Source organism: Christiangramia flava JLT2011, assembly GCF_001951155.1.
In the GTDB taxonomy this organism is placed as follows: Bacteria; Bacteroidota; Bacteroidia; order Flavobacteriales; family Flavobacteriaceae; genus Christiangramia; species Christiangramia flava.
Genome location: NZ_CP016359.1, coordinates 1,040,634 through 1,058,741, shown reverse-complemented (window position 1 = coordinate 1,058,741; position 18,108 = coordinate 1,040,634). Strand labels below are relative to the sequence as shown.

Sequence of the window (18,108 nt, the reverse complement as noted above, 5' to 3'; positions counted from 1 at the left end):
ATGTATATCACCATTTCACCTCAGAAAATAGGCGGTGCCTTTCCCAAAAGCTGCAGCGGATTCGTCCAGTATCTCGAAAAGGAAAATGAAGGGAAAAATCACACAGACCTGGAATATTTTTTTAATCAGACCCATGATCAGATAAGCGCCGAAACCGTTGTCCGTGAAATTGATGGGAATACCGCAAAACTTAAAAATTCGGAACCGAAATTTTATTCCATAACGCTCAACCCTAGTCAAAATGAACTGAAACACCTGCAGTCACCAGACCAGCTAAAAGAATATACCAGGGAAGTCATGAAAAAGTATGCAGAATGTTTCAATCGCCAAATAGAGGGTAGAAAAGTGCAGGTAGATGATCTGAAGTATTTTGCCAAATTGGAAACAGTACGTACCTATAAAGGTCATGACTGGAAAATAAAAGAAAACCAACCTTATGCCACCCGAATTTTAGAGCTTAAGAATGAGATGCGACGCATTAGCCACGGGGAAAGTACCGGGAACCTGAAGGTGCTCCAACGAGAGATGGATCAGTTGGAAGGGGCAGCGCCCCACCAGTTAAATGGAAAGCGTATCGTTCAGGGAACACTCAAAGAAGGTAATCAACAACATATTCATATTATCATTAGTCGGAAGGATGCCTCTAATCGCTACAGCCTCTCTCCGGGGAGTACCTACAAAGCCTCTCAGGTAACGATGAATGGGAAAATAGTCCATCGAGGATTTGATAGGGATCGCTTCTTTCAGGAAGCAGAAAAAGTATTCGATAAACAATTTGGATATCACAGGAACTTTGGAGATTCCTACCACAGTAGAAAACTATGGCGTCAAAACCCAAAAAGTTTTCTCCAGCAATTATCAAAACTGCCCACCCCGGAAAAAAAACTGGCCTTTAGCCTTATGCGAGCCAGTGGCTTTCCTAACCTGCCATCCATCCCTACCAGTAAAGTACAAGTAGCCCTGAAGACCTTTAAGCTTCTGAAAAGAGGTTTGGAAATCTCCGGAAAATCATCGGGAATAGGAATTTAAACCAAGCGTTATGACCATAGATCTGTTTCATCCACTCGTTATCCTGGCACTCTGGTTTTTTGCAGCTGGAGGGTTTTTTGTCGTTTTTCAATATTCTAAATACGGGTTTTGGTTCAACCTGGTGGTGCTCCTTATGCTATTGTGGCTGATCAGCTTGAGATATCCGTTGGAGGAACAACAGTTCCTGGTGATCATATGCTATGGCTGTCCTTTACTGTTGATTAATACCGCGATGTTCGCATTTCATGAGAAACAATTTTATAATCTAAAGGATCAAAAATATCGAGTAGTATTCCGAACAACCAAAGGTAAATTTGCAATTGAAAATGTGAGGAGAGGTGTTTCTATAATCGGAGCAGCCGGAAGCGGAAAAACTGAAAGTATCGTGTATCCCTTTTTACAGCATTTCAGCAAATACGAATTCTGTGGGATCATTCATGATTATAAGGATTTTGAACTAACCGAAATAGCCTACCCGCTCTTTAAAGATGGTCATCTTCCATTCTTCATTATTTCTTTTGATAAGCTCATCCATAGAGTAAACCCCATTGCACCACGATACCTGCCCAGTCAGGAAAGTGTCAACGAGGTGTCCAGGGTTTTGCTGGAGAATCTACTGGAACTTAAAGAAATTGGAAATTCTGGGACATCCCGCTTTTTTAACGATGCCGCAGAAGGTCTGATAGGCGGAATAATCTGGCGATTACGTACGGACTATCCGCAATATTGTACCTTGCCGCATTTAATTGCGTTATACCAGCTACTGGATACGGAGAGTCTTGTGGCATTTCTTTGTGGGGATCATACATCTAAAGCCATGGCCAGTGCTTTCATACAGGGGAAGGATTCCGACCGGCAAACCGCAGGTGTGAGAAGTACGCTGGCCAATGCTCTCAAAAAAATTACTACTGAGAAGATTTTTTATGTGCTCTCTGGCGATGAGGTCCCCCTGGATGTGAACAATCCGGAAAACCCAGCGGTGATTTCCGTGATCAATAACCCAAAATATGATGCGGCTTACAGCCCGGTGATCGCTACGATTATGCATACGGTAATCAAACAAATGAGCGTGCGAGGACAGGAATCTTCCTTTATCCTGCTGGAAGAGGCACCGACCATTCGACTTTTAAATATGCATCGAATCCCTGCTACACTTCGGAGTTACGATATTGCTACGGTTTATGTGATGCAGGATAAGATCCAGAATGATCTGATGTATGGTGATAAGGCGAGTAAAGCTATTCTTAGTAACCTGTCCTACCAGTTTTTTGGCAAAGCCAATGATCCCGATACTGCAAGGTATTATGAACGCTTTTTTGAGTTGGTCAAACAACCAACCAAGAGCATCAATAGAAGTCATAGTCTGGATTTTGATACACGTGTGACCACCGGAGAACGAGAAGTTTCAAAAATCCGAGCCAGTCGTTTTTTTAATCTCCAGACTGGGGAATTCGTCGTGTTTAAGGATGGTAAAGAAGCGGCGTATAAATTCCAACTACACCGCCGTTCAAAAAATAATTTGAAAATATCCGGGAAGAGTGAACAGTACCTAAAGAAATATTATGATCAAATTTTTGAGGATATCAATCAATTGTTTTCTTCGGATCCAGATTGATCATGGAAGTAAAATATGGTTTTGAAATAGTGCGAATTTCTAAAAGATGCTGCGAGGGTCACTAAAAAAGCGTTCAGTTTATAAAATACTTAACCGTAACCATGGGGGAATCCTGAAAAATATGGGAGATAGATGGAGCCTTTTTATGTATGATCGTTCGGAGTTTTCCCTCGGTATTGTAGATGAATTGGAAATTCCCCATTTCGGAAAAATCCCTACTCATCGATTGGACGTGAAAGATTTCCTGAGACCCCGAATGGTATTCAAAACTTTCCCGGTCAGTAATTTTCCATACATTCCGGCCTTGGGCCTGATCACTATAACGCGTAATAATAATGCGGTCTTTTTCCAGTTCAATTAAATGATCAGTCCATTCCAGAAAGGAATCATGATGATGCAAAGAATTATATTCCACTGCATTCGAGGTGAACGATTGAGCGGTAAGCTGGAAAGGCAACAGAATGATGAATGGTAGTAGCCTAATAATCATGTTGTTAAAATAAATATTTTATTTAAGAAAAACGATCTTTTCGGATATATAAATTGTTGCTTCCATCAATGCCGATCCTGTCACCCACGCATTCTGCCTTTGATGAAATAAGATGTCCTTCCTTTTCGACTATTAAGTCCCGTGTAATTCTTCGTATGATCAGATTATCATAACCCAAATGTGCTAAATGTTGACAAATTCTGTTGGAAATCACTTCTTTCCAGGGCTCAAAATGCCCGTGATGGCGTGTTAATAAACCGTAGGCATATCCCTGCTCATCAACTATTATAGTCCAGAGAGATAAAAAAATTTCTGATGATCTCCAGGCTTTCTTCGCAGTGAAGTAATAATCAAATTCAACTTCTCCTAATAAATTCTGTGGCTTTTGAAATTGCCGGTACTCTATGGTATTACCATTTCTATTATGTAAGCTCATCTTGGATTATTTCCAACAAAAATAGGAAATATTCCAAATGATAACCGAAGATGAGGTAGGGTTTTTTAATTTGATTTTTCCTGTCGTTTCAAAATGTTTAAGATTTTATGATACATGATTTCATGTAAACTCCAGTTGTATCCATCGAAATTGACCGTATTTGTAAACTGTATCATCACTATATCCAAATCGGGATGGTATTTGGCAATCGTTTGGTAACCTGGAATCAGTCCGGTATGTTCAAATTTATACAGGGAAGTGTATAGTGCTAACTCCTGTTGGTCCCGAAAAGCTGTTCCGTCATTTAAGGCTCTTATAAATTTGCCTAAATCCTCTGCAGTAGCTAACATCAGTCCGGTATCATCTGTTTTTAAATCCTCCTGATAACCTTCGTAATAGCCGCTCATTACATCATCGAGCCTGACATCATGAATAGATCCATAGGTATGGGTAAGCCTTAATGGAGTAAGAATAGTTCGTTGGATATATTCAAATTTTTTTTCCTTGGTGATCTTCTCGATTAACATGGATAGTAGTAAGTAGTTCGTATTACTATACTCATAATCGCTGTCAGGATTAAAATCGGCAGGTAGATCAAGAACTAAACTAAGTCTCTCCTGGTCTGTTTCCTTTGGATGAGCCCAATAGTTATTTACTGAAGTGTAATTAGGAATGCCACTACGATGCTGTACCATCATTCGAATTGTAATGTCCTTTGCATTTTCAATTCGTCCTATTAATTCAGGAAAATAATCTCCTAATGTGGCTTCTAGGGATAGTTCGTTGTCATAAGCCAGCTTGGTAATGGCTAAAGCAGTGTAAAGCTTGGTGACACTGGCTATTTTAAACAGGGAATTTGGATCTGCAGCCTCTTTGGAATCTCGGTCTTTATAACCGGCAGTATAAATTTTTGAGGAACCATCACCCTTGCCTATGTACACAATTATTCCATCAAATCCATAGTCATGAACTTTATCCACCTGTTCTTGAATGGATTTTGGACTAGGTGTGAGCCACGCTTTTAAGATAGGCCAGGGAATAAACCATAGGGATATTGCTGTCGCAATGAGTAATACCGCCTGTAAGATTTTTTTTCTCTTCATGTTGTGGTGGTTGCTAAATAGAGTTAGGTTCTCGACATTTTTCAAAATTACTCAATAATTTTTTTTAAGAATTATGCGTCTTTTTCATTCTAACATTCACAAAACCTTGGGAGCACTTAACATTTAGTTTATACAACCTCTTCCTACCTTTTTACCAACCTAAAAAATCAAATTATGAAAGCACTATGTTATCATGGAAAAGAAGATGTGAGAATTGATAATGTTCCAGATCCAAAAATTGAAGATCCCGGAGATATCATTATTAAGGTAACATCCACAGCTATTTGTGGATCAGACTTACACATTTATGGAGATCTTGTTCCTACTATGCAGGATGGAGATGTCCTGGGTCACGAATTTATGGGTGAAGTCGTGGAACTGGGAAAGGATGTGAAGAAATTCAAAAAAGGAGATCGAGTAGTAGTTCCCTTTATTATCGCCTGCGGTAGTTGTGAATATTGTAATCGTCAGGAATACTCACTTTGCGATGATTCCAATCCCAATGAAGAACTCTGTAGAGAAAATTTAGGACATCCTCTTGCAGGCTTCTTTGGATATTCCCATATGCTTGGCGGGTTCTCGGGAGGACAGGCTGAATATGTACGCATTCCGTATGCAGATATCGGACCGGTAAAAGTACCAGATTCGTTGACGGATGAGCAAAGCTTATTTCTTTCTGATATTTTTCCGACTGGATATATGGGCGCAGAGAATGCGGAAATTAAAGATGGAGATACGGTAGCCATATGGGGCTGTGGTCCAGTTGGACAATTTGCTATCCAAAGCGCCTGGATGTTTGGAGCAAAGAGAGTGATTGCCATCGATATTATTGAAGAACGCCTGAATATGGCTGAAAAATATGGGAAGGCTGAAGTTATTAGAACAGTCGATGCAGATGAAGTCTATGAGAAGCTCATGGAAATGACCAATGGACGAGGACCCGATTGCTGTATCGATGCAGTAGGAGCAGAGGCTCATGGAACAGAAGGATTTAACAAAGATCTCGATATGTCCCAACCTAACGCCCTGGCCCAAATATTTAAAAGCTGTAAAAAAGGGGGGAATGTTTCCATTCCGGGTGTGTATGTCGGAAAGGTGAAAGAGCTACCCTTTGGGATGGCAATGAACAAAGCCTTGAACCTAAAAATGGGGCAAACTCATATGCAAAAATATATGGAGCCGCTTTTGCAGAAGGTAGAAGAAGGTAAAATAGACCCCTCCTTTATAATTACTCATCGCATGAGTCTGGATGAGGCCCCGGAAGCCTATAAAACGTTTAGGAATAAAGATGATAAATGTATTAAAGTGGTTCTAAAACCTTAAAATAAAAACCAGTTGCCAATAATCCCGGTGAATAATACATCATCGGGATTATTTTTTACCTTATTTAGCAATAACCCATTCCCGGATTTTGACATCGCTTTTATTTAAAAGTGATTCAAACTCTTTATTACTGCCAAAAGAGGGTTGGGCTAGCAATTTATATTCCGCTGTGACGGAAAATTGTTCATTCTTAAAAATCCATGGGTCTATTTGAACAGTACCATTTTCTTTTTCCCGAATCCAATAGGTTTTGTTATTGATACTATGATTGATTTCCAGAGATCGTTGCATAGCCGGAATAGCGTTTTGACAGAGAATTAAGGAACACCTGTCTGCAAAAACCATAAGCTGATACATTTTCTGAACGTCCGTTTGAGTCAAACCATAACACTTCATGTAGGTTCTTTTCTTGCTTTCAAGAGTATCAAGATAGGTGGCCAGAGTTTTTTTTCTTTCGCCACATCTTTATAGATAAATTGCAAATGATGGATGATTAACATGGCAACCCATATAGATTTATCTTCTGCTTGCCGTAACAATCGATTTGACCGCTCAGTAATCTCTCCAACTTTTCGCTTTTCTAACAGAAAATCTCTAGGAGTACCCAGATCTGTCAGGTAATTCTTTTCACTGAAATGCAACTGCCTGTCATCGTGTTCGATGATGGCTGTTAAAGTCGCAGCCCAATTGTTACATTTATATTGGTCTTCAATTTCATTCGCTATTTTTCCGGCAAGTAGCCCATGACTGGAATGTGAGAATATTTCCCAACCTTCATTTACCTGGTTCACTATCATGATAAAGCATTTGATAATTTAAAAGACATTACAAAGAAACGAAAGCAAAATTGTAGACTAGGTAATATTGGGAGTTATATAACAAAACTGCCTATACCGCGCTGATCATTTTTAAATAAAGATTTGCCGCATATCCGCAGTAAATGACCAGTTCATTATAATTTATTGTTAGATTCGAATTTAGAATATCAATATGGAAATCATAGTTTAATTTACTCCATTTGTTTTCAGAACTCATAATTAAGATGCAATGACCATCACTGTCAAATAGCTCCATTTTAAATTTCCATATTCCTGAATTTTTTAAATAAAATGAGTGGGGAGTCTGATCTCTCCGGAAAAGATTGATGGTAATAAATCCTTTCGGGTTATAGGAGATATCACCGATTAACTGAAGCTCTTTTAAAATTTTTACTCTCCTGGTCCATAGGTTGGCTGGAGTGAGCTCTAGCTGGTGGCCATCTATAAAGGTACATGCAGAACCTTTTAGCCAGTTAGTATATATTACTTCACAAATTTCTTCCTCCTTATGGAATAGTTTAAAATTTCCCTTGATTCCGTTCGAAACTAATTTCATTTTGTTGTAAATTAAGTGGCTTCAACGTTCTACCAGTCAATCTTATCCTTTACAGTTATTGGTTCAAAATTCAGTAACAATCGAATGTACATATTGGATTGATACATGATTTAAGCTGTCTTTGGAACAATATTAATATAAATGAATAGTTTTGATCTTATTCCATGCATTCGATTTCTGCAAAAAAAATTAATTTAATTAATAAATCATGTAAAAATTTATTAATTAAATTTACTAGGGGAATTGAATAATTGTTTATTAATTACTATTTTTACCTTATAATACCTTCAAGTATAATTGTTAAATTCATTCAAAAACTTAAGGTTAGTAGATTTATATCGGTTCATATCGATAATTTGGTAAAAAAAAGGGAACCTGATGGGTTCCCTTTTTGTCTGTGAGGGGTACAGACAAAAATTTGGGGTTTCTACTTTGAATTATAGTTGAAATTTACTCAAAATTATTTTTTTACAAAACTATTCCATTTTACAAAACTATTCCATTTAGATGGGTTGAACATAGAATGATGGTTCATTCTGTAAGCCTATTCTGTACAACGTACACAGTTTAATCGCGGCTCGGTTTCTCTGTGAGCTTTATAATCTGCAATCCATTCCGGAGCAATTCTTTCAGAGATCAGTTAATCATAAGTTGATTTAACACGACGCTCGGCCAGTTTTTTGTTATAGGCATTAGTTCCTATGCGATCGGTATGTGAGTTGATTTCGATCAAGAGTTCCGGATATTCGGTTTGCATAAGGTCTACCAGTTTATCCGGTTCCTGAGCAGCGTCCGGACAAATATTCGTTTTTTTTTTATTTCACTAGGAGTCGTTTAATTATTAGCAATCTCAGTTTCATGATTTCCGTTCTGATTGTAAGGAATTATTCTTAATGGAACTCCAATCATGGCCAAGGAACAATGGCTTGCTTACATTCGTAGAGGTAATGGCGAAAATTTTTAAATGATAGAAATGGTCAGAAAAGTATATTTCTGGCTTCTCCAATAATAGAGGAGCCAGTTAACAACTAAAATACTTGTTTTTAGTAGAACAAAGGATGAGATAACCACTTGATTGATGAAAAAACAAACAGAACGAATTTCCATTCTAAATGTATCTCACTTCTAAAATGATAAATATCAAGTTTTTAGTGATCTTTGCTGAGAACTTAAATCCGGAAAATCCTAGGGAGTAAATTTTTAATCAGGATAATACAACTGACTATTAGTAAAATTAACGAGATCTAATTCTAATTTTTTCTCGATGATAAACACCCCAGAAAGTTTTCTATTTTTTGACTAAAAACTTTTTATTCAGTTCACCATTCTCTGAATACAATTTGATGATATATGTACCTATTGGAACATCTTCCATTTTAATGTTTACTTCTTTATTCGGCGTTATATCCTGATATCTTTTCAGTAGTTTACCGGTCAAATCGTATATCAAAATTTCATATATGGCCAACTGTTCCGGATTTTTCAGTTGTAAGATATCCGGATCATTATAATAGCCTATATCAAGTCTAGAATCAAGCTGGGGTAAAGGATCCTCGTTTTCTTCGAGGTTCGGATACTTAAAGATTATCGCAAAGCGATCATTAACCTCCCCGATACTATCTTTCGAGATATATTCACCATCTCTCAAATTGTGAACCGAATCAAGTTTTGTATCTTCTAGTAAAATTTCTTTGTATGCTCTCCAGTTTTCCAGGCTGTCAATTCTTATTGAAAAATCTTTATTCTCAGCAATCCTAACACCAATTGGCAATTTAATCTCTGGTTCAAAATCAGATACTCCCTGAATAACATATTTGGAATTTTCGATCAGCCAGTACATATCCTCCTTATTATTTTCGATCAATGGAGCGTCGTAACCCAAATCAAAGTCTTTGGAAGCGTTTAGATCAGCCGTGGCTAAAATTTGTCGGTGATACCCTTTTGGGGACTCAAATTTTAACCGGATCTTTTGACGTACATCACTTGTATTTTTCTTCGTCTGAATTCCTAGTTTATTGTTTTGCTCGGGAGCAAGAAATTGTGAATTTCCCGGATTTTCCCTGGCATACACCCGTTGATTATTTTTGAAGGTTAGTAAGCCACCGTCTATCCCAAAGTTATAGTTAGAATTTTCATCGATTGTGGCATTTACAAAAAATCCCTGGCCTACCGGTATGAACCTGTTTGGGCTCTTACTTCCTGCCTGGCCATTATTATTGATCCTGGTATCGTTGGATACTCCAGGAATACCTCCAGAAAGATTTAGTACCGCGTAACCTCCGACATACTCTGCCAGTATATGAGTATTTTGTTGACCAAAATGATCCCAAAAATAGAGACTACCATTGAAAACATTTTTGGAATTTCTTCCTCCACTGACATCTTTGATGTTATCTCTGATAAATTCTGTTGCATCAATAGCAGAAGGGTAAGGATTGCCTAAAAGCCTGTTTTCACCTTTAGAAATATTTAGAGATATATCCCCATTATTAGGCATTCCCCTGAAGGTATAGTTCTGTATATCTCTGATGTTAGCAAAGCCATGCGTACCTTTCATTGTATAACCTTCTCCGGTCTTAAGATGCGTGTTCTGATCTATTCCATGCCATTCGCTATAGTTATTGCCTCCACCATGAAAAACGTACATCCAGTAGGTGCTTAAGCGTAAATTTCCGCTGTAATTGTAATCTGCGTAATGGTATTGATTATTAAAAGAAATAGCACGATCATTTGCGTCACCATCTTTTAATACATGGTAGATATCAAAGCCCTGGTTCGATTTGTTACCAATTGAACTTACCGGGGATGTCCAGTAGTTATAATTAAAACTGTTCTTGGTCCCTTGTTGGTCACGATCTATATATCCGCTACTTTGAATATCAATGATACTGCCCTCTGGTTGTAGTAACTGGGACTCACCATTAAAATCAATGTAACCATTCAGCAACAGGTAATTAGAAATTTCTAGTGCATTACCACTGAAATTATTCTCCCCGTTCATTTGGAAGGTTCCTGATTCAGATAAAAGTCCTAAAAGTTTGATATGATTTTTATCATTTGGAGTGCCTTCATTTTTGATGTTATTCTTTAGAATCACAATATTCCAGTCAATTTTTACAGATGGTTTTACTCCATTACTATTTGGCGGATCCCATACATTCCTTTGAGTAATAGTTCTGCCATCGAGACTGGAGGGAAGTTCCCAGGAATTTTGGTCATACCATTCCCCAGCACTTGTATTGTACAGCATATATGGCAAAGGAGCAGTATTTTCCTGAAGGGTCTCGATATTTCGGAGCAATCCTGGGATTGGGTTAGATGAAACATCAGGAGTCGCCCCATTTGTCAATTCATCAATGTCCAGTTGGTAATATGCCTGCAGATCACTCCAGGAAATATTTCCTGGAATGTTAATTGGAATGATTTCGCCACGAACAGCACCATTGTTATTCAGAATTTTTTGATTCATCATAAAATGTAACTGATCCTGGGTCAGTGCTTTGTTCCAAATTCGTAGTTCCTGGATCCAACCATGATAGTAATTTACAGGTTTAGCCGGCTGATCTGCCTGAAACATAGCGCCTAGAAGGAAGGGAGCGGATTGGGATATGATATTTTCACTATTGAATGACTGAATCTTTATACCATCAATAAATAACGTTACTTCAGAATCATCTCCAGTAATCGACAAGTGATACCATCTATTTGTATCCAGTTTAAATGGTGATGTAACAGAGCGGCTATTATACCTGAATTCCGGTTTTCCATTGTTCAGAATAAGATCGTACCCACCCTCGTTGATATTTGCGGCATTTCTTTTGGATAAAATGGTCTGGATTCCCTGGATACCGTTTGGTTTTACCCATACCTCAATGGTGAAGTTTTGATCTAGTGCATAATGATCGCCCATGGTGACATAATCATTCTCACCATCAAAATCGAGTTTGCTGCATCCACTGGTTAAAGTGACTATCAACTGATCGGAAATAGGGGCGCATCCATTGGCGGGAGTAACTTGCCATTCCAGTTCATAGGTCTCGCCTGCTATTCCGGAAAACTGAGTGTATGGGTCCCCTGTAACTTCAAACGAGCCACCCTCACCTGAAACAATTGACCATTGTCCACTTCCCAAATTGGGATCGACAGGTAGTGCTTTCAGTTGAACAGAGGAAACTCCGCATTCGTCTGGGTTAATATCCTCACCAGCACTTACAACAATTTCAGCCGGCTGAATGAGGGTAATATTTCTGGATATGACGCTACACTCATTTTCCGTGGACACCAAAACAGTAAATGCTCCTGCCGGTAGGTCAGATATTTCGAAATACCCGTCCGCATTTGATTGATCTGCAAGTGTCGCACCGTTCTCCTTCAGGATCTTTACAGTATACACCACCGGGTCCTCTGGGAGATTCCCGCCAGATACTTCCAGGCTAATTATTCCGTCTGAAGCATCATAACAGCTAATATTTTCCGAAGTAAGAGTGATCAGTTGCAACGGACTTGGATCTTGTATGGTAAAAGCCTGAGAAGTACTACAACCCAATGCATCCGTAACAACTAACTCGTAATCTCCTGCAACCAAATCCGTTGCTGTTTCACCAGTCTGACCATCACTCCAGTTATAAGTATAGGGGGCAGTTCCAGAAATTACAGAAGCAGTAGCTGAACCAGAAGAACCTGCGTTACATTCGTTATTGGCAATGACGAGTTCTTCGATAATAGGCGTTGGATTAATAATAATTCTAACCGTATCGGTGCTAACTTCACAGGGGCTTTGAGGAGCATCCGAAGTCAGCACCAGATCGACGAATCCCATTTGAATATCTTCTTCAGAAAAGGAATAGGAAACATCCAAGCTATTAGGCGATGGCTCAAAAGATCCATTGGGGCCGCTCCAGGTACCACTAGTAACAGAACCTGAAATACTTCCAGTTAGATCTACTGATCGCATCTCCGCACAAACCTCCTGGTCTTCCCCGGCATCCACGATGGTTTCCGGGATCACTTCAACGGTAGTAGTTTTAACCGCGTTAGAACATCCGTAAAAATCAGTAATACTTAGCTGGTAATCCCCAGAATTATCAGTGGTGGCATTTTCAATTACCGGGTTTGCCTCAGAAGAAGAGAAACCATTTGGACCGGTCCATTGGTAGGTGATAGGATCACGACCACCTTCCAGATTGGCACTCAATTGAATGGTACCTTCCTGACATATCGGTCCATTATTTTGTGGATCGAAGGTAAATTCTACAGCATTGATTTCGGCAAATGAGATGTCATCGATTCCAAAGTCATTCCCATCACGAATAGTATTTTCATTAATGATCCGAAGTTTTACTTCTTCATAATCTCCGGAATTCCATACCTGCGAATTATAAAATTCGATCCATTCCCCGACATTTTGAAATCTGAGATCCCCAAGTGTCGATTCCGCTGCTACCTGCTGGCCATTTCCATTCCTAACTATGATTTGTAAACGTAGACGGGCATATTTGTCAGCCTCACTACGGGATACGAGATTGGTAGTCCAGGCCCCAAAATAATAATCAGTGTTTGGCTTTACTTCAAGAAATCCATTTGTTTCCCATACTACATTTCCCAGGTTAGGATCTCCATTGACAATCATAAAATTACCATCGCCTGTTGTATGGTCACCACTATCATTAAACGAATAATGATAAGGATTGGAATGAGGAGCGATAGCATAGGTTCCTTCAGGAACCAATTCATCCTGTCTTCCAGCACGGTCAGTCTGGTAGTTATACTGCGTAGAAAAGCCGGTATTGCCTGCTTCGAAATCTCCATTCTCAATAAGATTTTCAGAGATATCAATGGAAGAACTGCCTTCGCATCCATTTTCCCATACCCGAAGGGTGTAGCCTTGCGCGGAGGTTACATCAATAGATGATTGAGTACTGATTGTTTCCCCGGAGCTGGTCCATTCATAACGGTCATACGACCCTTCAACATACAGGCGAATTTTATTGGGTTCGTTAGGATAAGCACAATAATCTGCCTTTATAACGGGTTGTGGAGGATCTTTTACCACCACTTCGATCGATTTGGATCCCGGACATCCTGTATCCGGATCCACATAAGTGGCAGTGTAGATCGTAGAAATGGGGGGGGATACATCTTCAGGATTTTGCTGATTCGATGTCCAGTCGCTGTTATTGGTAGTCCATGTAACTTCCGGCTGGCTGCTACCATCTCCACCTATAATAATATTATCCACGGCCCAGTAATAATCTCCATTGGCATCATCATAGTTAAAACGGATTTGAACCTGGTTATTTCCAACAAGAGAGGAAATATCAATGGTTCGCTGTACAAATGAATCGGGCCCACCTTCTGTGGAGGTAAAATTTATATTATTAAGACTTCTCCAATTCCCGTTGCCAATTCGGTATTCCAAACGGCCGATATCGAGCGGATCATTTCGCCTACTACCACCATCACGGTAATAGTGCCAGAAGGAAAGGGATAACGAATTATACCCGGATGTACTAAATACCGGACTGGTTAAAGTCACGGTATTAAATCGACCGTTGGTTGCATTACTATTAACCAGAAAGAAGCTGGAATTATCATTTGAATGCAATTCGATGTCCTCACAGCGGTACTCATAGTTCCACCAATTAGGTCCTACGTAAACATACCCGCATTGGGTGTCCACAACTTCTCCGTTATTCACACGGTTCCAGTTTCGTTGCCCATTTCCACTAGTGGTCCAGCTATTTGAAGAATTGTTGAAGTTGGCATTTAAAATTTCTGTCGGTAAGCCACTATTATTAGGAATGGCCGTCTCTGAAAACAAATCGATACTTCCTCCCTGGCAGATTTCGATGGTTTCAGAAACTTTTTCTTCGCCGTTCTGAGAAGCATACACTTCCGTTTGTGGAGATGGAGTAACCGGAACTGTGATACTATAGGTTTGTGGATTAGTACAATTGTTAGAACTCAATTGATATTGATATGTCACAGCAAGCGTTTGATTCGTAGTGTTTTCTAGAGTTTCTGAAATGTTTCCGGTTCCGCTGGCTGCAGGGTTAGATATTCCCGCCACTTGTTGCCTTGTCCACTTAAAGTTGGTCCCGTTCACAGAACTTGAAGGGCTGTAACTAAATGGAGAGCCGCTACAAATAGATCCTGGAGATAAATCACTGGTAAGGATTGGGGTAGGTGTGACAGTGGTGGTAACACTAGCTGAATTCAAACAACCCTCCGGACTAATTAATGTAACTTCATATTTTACGGTTATCGGATGATTAGTGGTATTGACCAGGACTTCATCAATATCACCTTCATCACTGTTTGCAGGAGTGGAAATTCCATCGATCTGGGGTCTGGACCAATTAAAAGTCGTTCCAACGATGGAACTGTTGAATTCATATATAAAAGGTGTTTCCGAACAAAACCCAGCAACATTCGATTCACTAGTTAATTCCGGCAAAGGAAATTCTGTAATAGTTACTTTTTCTGAAATCTCACACCCGAACTCGTTGGTGGCTTTAATATAATAGGTGCCCGCAGATACCTTGCTCGGATCACTGACCGGGTTTGTTAAATTAGAATTTGTCCAGTACGAGAAATTCAGATTACTATCAGATCCCGCCGTTATCTCATTGCTGGTTAAATCTATTGAAGCTGGAGCGCATACGGTTTCTGGTTCTGTGATTTTAAGGTTTGGAACAGGATTAACCGTTACAGTTACAGGAACTGGGTTAATCCTACAGGAATCTGCTTCGGAATAAATCAGATAGGTGATCTTAGCCTGACTACCAGATTGGTTCGTTAAACTCTGTCTTATTTCATTTCCTGAGCCTTCACTGGCACCGATAACGCTATTTGCAGGGGTGACCTGTTGAATTTCCCATGAAAATTTCGCATTAGATACGGGACTGGAAATAATAATTGCTGTGTTCGATCCTGAACAGATCGTGGGATTCGCATTTGATATAGTGATGGAAGGAGCTGGATTAACGGTAATAGTAAAAGTAACTGTGTCGCCCTGACAACCTTCAGATACAGGAATTAAACTAATGGATTTTGAAATTGGAGTTGCGCTATTATTAATTGGTGTAAAAGAAGGAATTTCATTTTGGTTACTGCGATCAGCCAGTCCAATAGAGCTACCACCGGTAATACTAAAGGTGGTGTTGCCGGGTATAAGGCCAAGCGGAAGAGTTTCCGTTTTGACACCACTACATAAGGTTTGATCATCTGGAGCGGCCAGTTCTGGTTTTGGCTTAACGTTTATAATAAATGAAGACGCACTTCCCTGGCAGGAATTAGCTGACGGAATGATGGTAATCGTAGCCTGAATGGTTTTATTAGTGGGATTTAATCCAGTAAAGCTAGAAATATTACCCGTGCCCGAGGCTGGTAACCCAATTTCCGGATGATCATTAGTCCAACTTACCTGAGTATTGGAAACAGTATTTCCGGAAAAATTTATTGGCTGGGTTGAATTATCCTCGCAGATTGTTTGATCCGCGGGGGTATTGATAAACGGAGTAGGGTTGACCGTAATGGTAAAGTTGCGAGGTTCTCCTTCACAACCATTGGCGAGCGGTGTGACTTCAATGGCTGCCGTTATTGGATCCGATCCGTTGTTAATCGCTTTAAATTGTGGAATGGCATTAGTTCCTTCTTGAGATAAACCAATATTAGGATTATCATTAGTCCATTTATAAGTAGTTCCGGCAACAGAACTACCAGAAAATTCAAATTTTTCAATTTGCTCACCATTACAAACGGTTAGATCATCAAGATCACTTACAGTGGGTGTAGGATTGACTGTAATAGTAAAGGTTTTACTTTCTCCAGCGCAATCATTGGCTTTTGGTGTTACCGTAATAGTAGCAGTTATAGCGGAATTCCCCGGATTTATGGCCTGGAACGAATCAATGTTACCCATTCCCTGACTGGGGATACCGATATTGGTGTTGCTAGAAGACCAATAAAATAAATTTCCCGCAACTGCATTGTCGGTGAAATTTATTCCAGACACCGTTTCTTGATTACAAACAACAATGTCTTCTGGTTGATCAACTTCTGGGGTAGGATATACTGTGATTGAAAAACTTCGTGCTTCTCCTTGGCAATCATTAGCCACCGGTGTAACGGTGAGGTTGGCTGTAACCGGATTATTACCTGTATTAGTAGCAGTAAATGAATTAATCGTACCAGTTCCCTGGTTAGGTAAACCGATGCTGGTGGCAGAATTTGTCCAGAAATACTGAATATTAGATGTTTGATTGCCCGAAAAATTAATGGCATCGACTACCTCCCCGTTACAAATACCTATATTTTCCGGCCTCTCTACTGTGGGCGTAGGGTTTACAGTGATGGAGAATGATTTTGTCTCTCCCTGGCACTCCTTGATATAAGGCGTCACGGTGATAACGGAGGTAATAGGACTATACCCAGTATTTTTTGCTTTAAAGGAGGGTATGTTTCCGTTTCCGGAGGAACTCAAGCCTATATCGTTATTGGAAGAATTCCAAATAAAAGAATCAGCATTACCCAAGAAAGTAACATCTTCGGAGTTTTCGGTATTACAAAGAATAATATCATCGATTTCGGAAACCGTAGGAGTTTCATAAATAGTTACCTGTAATTGATTACTGGAGATTAGCTCTGTGTTATCAGAGCAGGTAAAGGTGACGTCAACGCTGACACGATCTCCATTATTTAAACTTGAAGAAGAAAAGGTGGAATTTGTTTGTCCAGTAAGTGGATTTCCATTCAATTTCCATTGAAAGGTGGAGCTCCATCCCGATGCATTGCTTTGCTCAGAACTGAACACGATTTCATCACCTGTACAAACTTCCAGTGAACTCGCCGAAACTGAAATAGAAGGGGTTGTATTACATTGAGCAGATAATTTATTTAAACTATAAAATAAGGTAAGAATAAATAAAATATACCTTATGAAGTAAGATATTCTATTAGACCAGAGCATAGAAATTTTATATAGAGTAATTTAATAGTTGAAAAAACTGACTAGAGAAAATTACTGTCCAAAAAAATTCCTTGAATTGAAAATCGACCGAGAATCGTTTCGATCGAAATAATAGTTATGGTTAACCATTTAATATAGATTTCGGGTTGCATCGACAAGATTACAAAATACTTTTTAAACTTGAAGAAAAAACTCACGAAATACTTTGATTTGTAGGAAATTACTTAAATAAAAGGTGCTCAATTGAGCACCTTTATTCTAATCAATTTAATCGAAAGAAAAATCCGACTGAATGACAATTTACAATTTATTCGGTCAACATTACAAGTAAGAAATTGAGGTTAATGGGTCAAATTTATTTTAGTCTTCTAATGGGAGATTTTTGAACCCTCCAATATTTTGTCCAAATCCGTTCTTAATATTCCTGAAATTCGACTATTCATTTATCATAAACTCAAATTGTGACCTTCAAGTTAATAATCGTGTTTATGGATTGTGTTATAACTTTTTACCTCATTTCATGAGTCTCATACGAAAACGAAGCCGGAATTTCGTGAAAAGGCAATCACCAGATTAAAATTAAGTTATTTGTATATTACTCTTTCCCGTCAGATTTTCCTAAAAGCTATTACGATTTTAGTCCATAATTCGAAGAGAAAATAAAGCAGAGACCCTACAGACCTGGTATTTTTTTGGGTCATATTGAGATAAGCTCAGGCTCCGTCACCAGTCATATTGAAGGGAATTGCTATGGATTACAACGTAAGA

Annotated in this window: 9 protein-coding genes and 1 pseudogene; 3 read left to right on the top strand and 7 right to left on the bottom strand. The window is 39.1% G+C overall.

From position 1 onward, the window contains the following. Both mobB and GRFL_RS04455 read left to right on the top strand, forming a co-directional pair. Positions 1 to 1,029: a MobB family relaxase gene (mobB, locus tag GRFL_RS04460; RefSeq protein WP_083643478.1), complete on the top strand. Its 1,029-nt coding sequence runs from the start codon at positions 1 to 3 to the stop codon at positions 1,027 to 1,029. 10 nt (positions 1,030 to 1,039) lie between these two features. Next, positions 1,040 to 2,644 (top strand): type IV secretory system conjugative DNA transfer family protein, encoded by a 1,605-nt coding sequence (locus GRFL_RS04455; protein WP_083643477.1) that lies wholly within the window; start codon positions 1,040 to 1,042, stop codon positions 2,642 to 2,644. 73 nt (positions 2,645 to 2,717) lie between these two features. On the opposite strand, the gene GRFL_RS04450 is transcribed toward GRFL_RS04455, so the two are convergent. The 3 genes from GRFL_RS04450 to GRFL_RS04440 form a co-directional block, all read right to left on the bottom strand. After that, the gene (locus tag GRFL_RS04450; RefSeq protein WP_083643476.1) at positions 2,718 to 3,134 is read right to left on the bottom strand and encodes a hypothetical protein; all 417 of its coding nucleotides are present in this window, start codon (positions 3,132 to 3,134) and stop codon (positions 2,718 to 2,720) included. Positions 3,135 to 3,156: 22 nt separating this feature from the next. Further along, on the bottom strand, positions 3,157 to 3,570 hold the full coding sequence (locus GRFL_RS04445) for a hypothetical protein (protein ID WP_083643475.1): 414 nt from the start codon (positions 3,568 to 3,570) through the stop codon (positions 3,157 to 3,159). Positions 3,571 to 3,635: 65 nt separating this feature from the next. Beyond that, positions 3,636 to 4,673: a serine hydrolase domain-containing protein gene (locus GRFL_RS04440; protein WP_083643474.1), complete on the bottom strand. Its 1,038-nt coding sequence runs from the start codon at positions 4,671 to 4,673 to the stop codon at positions 3,636 to 3,638. Positions 4,674 to 4,847: 174 nt separating this feature from the next. Between GRFL_RS04440 and GRFL_RS04435 the strand changes: the two genes are divergently transcribed. After that, positions 4,848 to 5,996, top strand: coding sequence for a zinc-dependent alcohol dehydrogenase (locus GRFL_RS04435; RefSeq protein WP_083643473.1), 1,149 nt, complete (start codon positions 4,848 to 4,850; stop codon positions 5,994 to 5,996). 60 nt (positions 5,997 to 6,056) lie between these two features. Here the strand turns inward: GRFL_RS04435 and GRFL_RS18330 are convergent. From GRFL_RS18330 to GRFL_RS04410, 4 genes and pseudogenes are all read right to left on the bottom strand, one after another. Then, positions 6,057 to 6,793: pseudogene (locus GRFL_RS18330) on the bottom strand (DUF3891 family protein). Between the two features lie 91 nt (positions 6,794 to 6,884). Beyond that, entirely contained in the window at positions 6,885 to 7,370 is a 486-nt protein-coding gene (locus GRFL_RS04420) for a hypothetical protein (protein WP_083643470.1), read from the bottom strand. Positions 7,371 to 8,010: 640 nt separating this feature from the next. Then, the gene (locus GRFL_RS04415) at positions 8,011 to 8,172 is read right to left on the bottom strand and encodes an OmpA family protein (protein WP_083643469.1); all 162 of its coding nucleotides are present in this window, start codon (positions 8,170 to 8,172) and stop codon (positions 8,011 to 8,013) included. Between the two features lie 486 nt (positions 8,173 to 8,658). Next, positions 8,659 to 17,184: a PKD-like domain-containing protein gene (locus GRFL_RS04410; RefSeq protein ID WP_158091644.1), complete on the bottom strand. Its 8,526-nt coding sequence runs from the start codon at positions 17,182 to 17,184 to the stop codon at positions 8,659 to 8,661. Positions 17,185 to 18,108 lie beyond the last annotated feature (924 nt).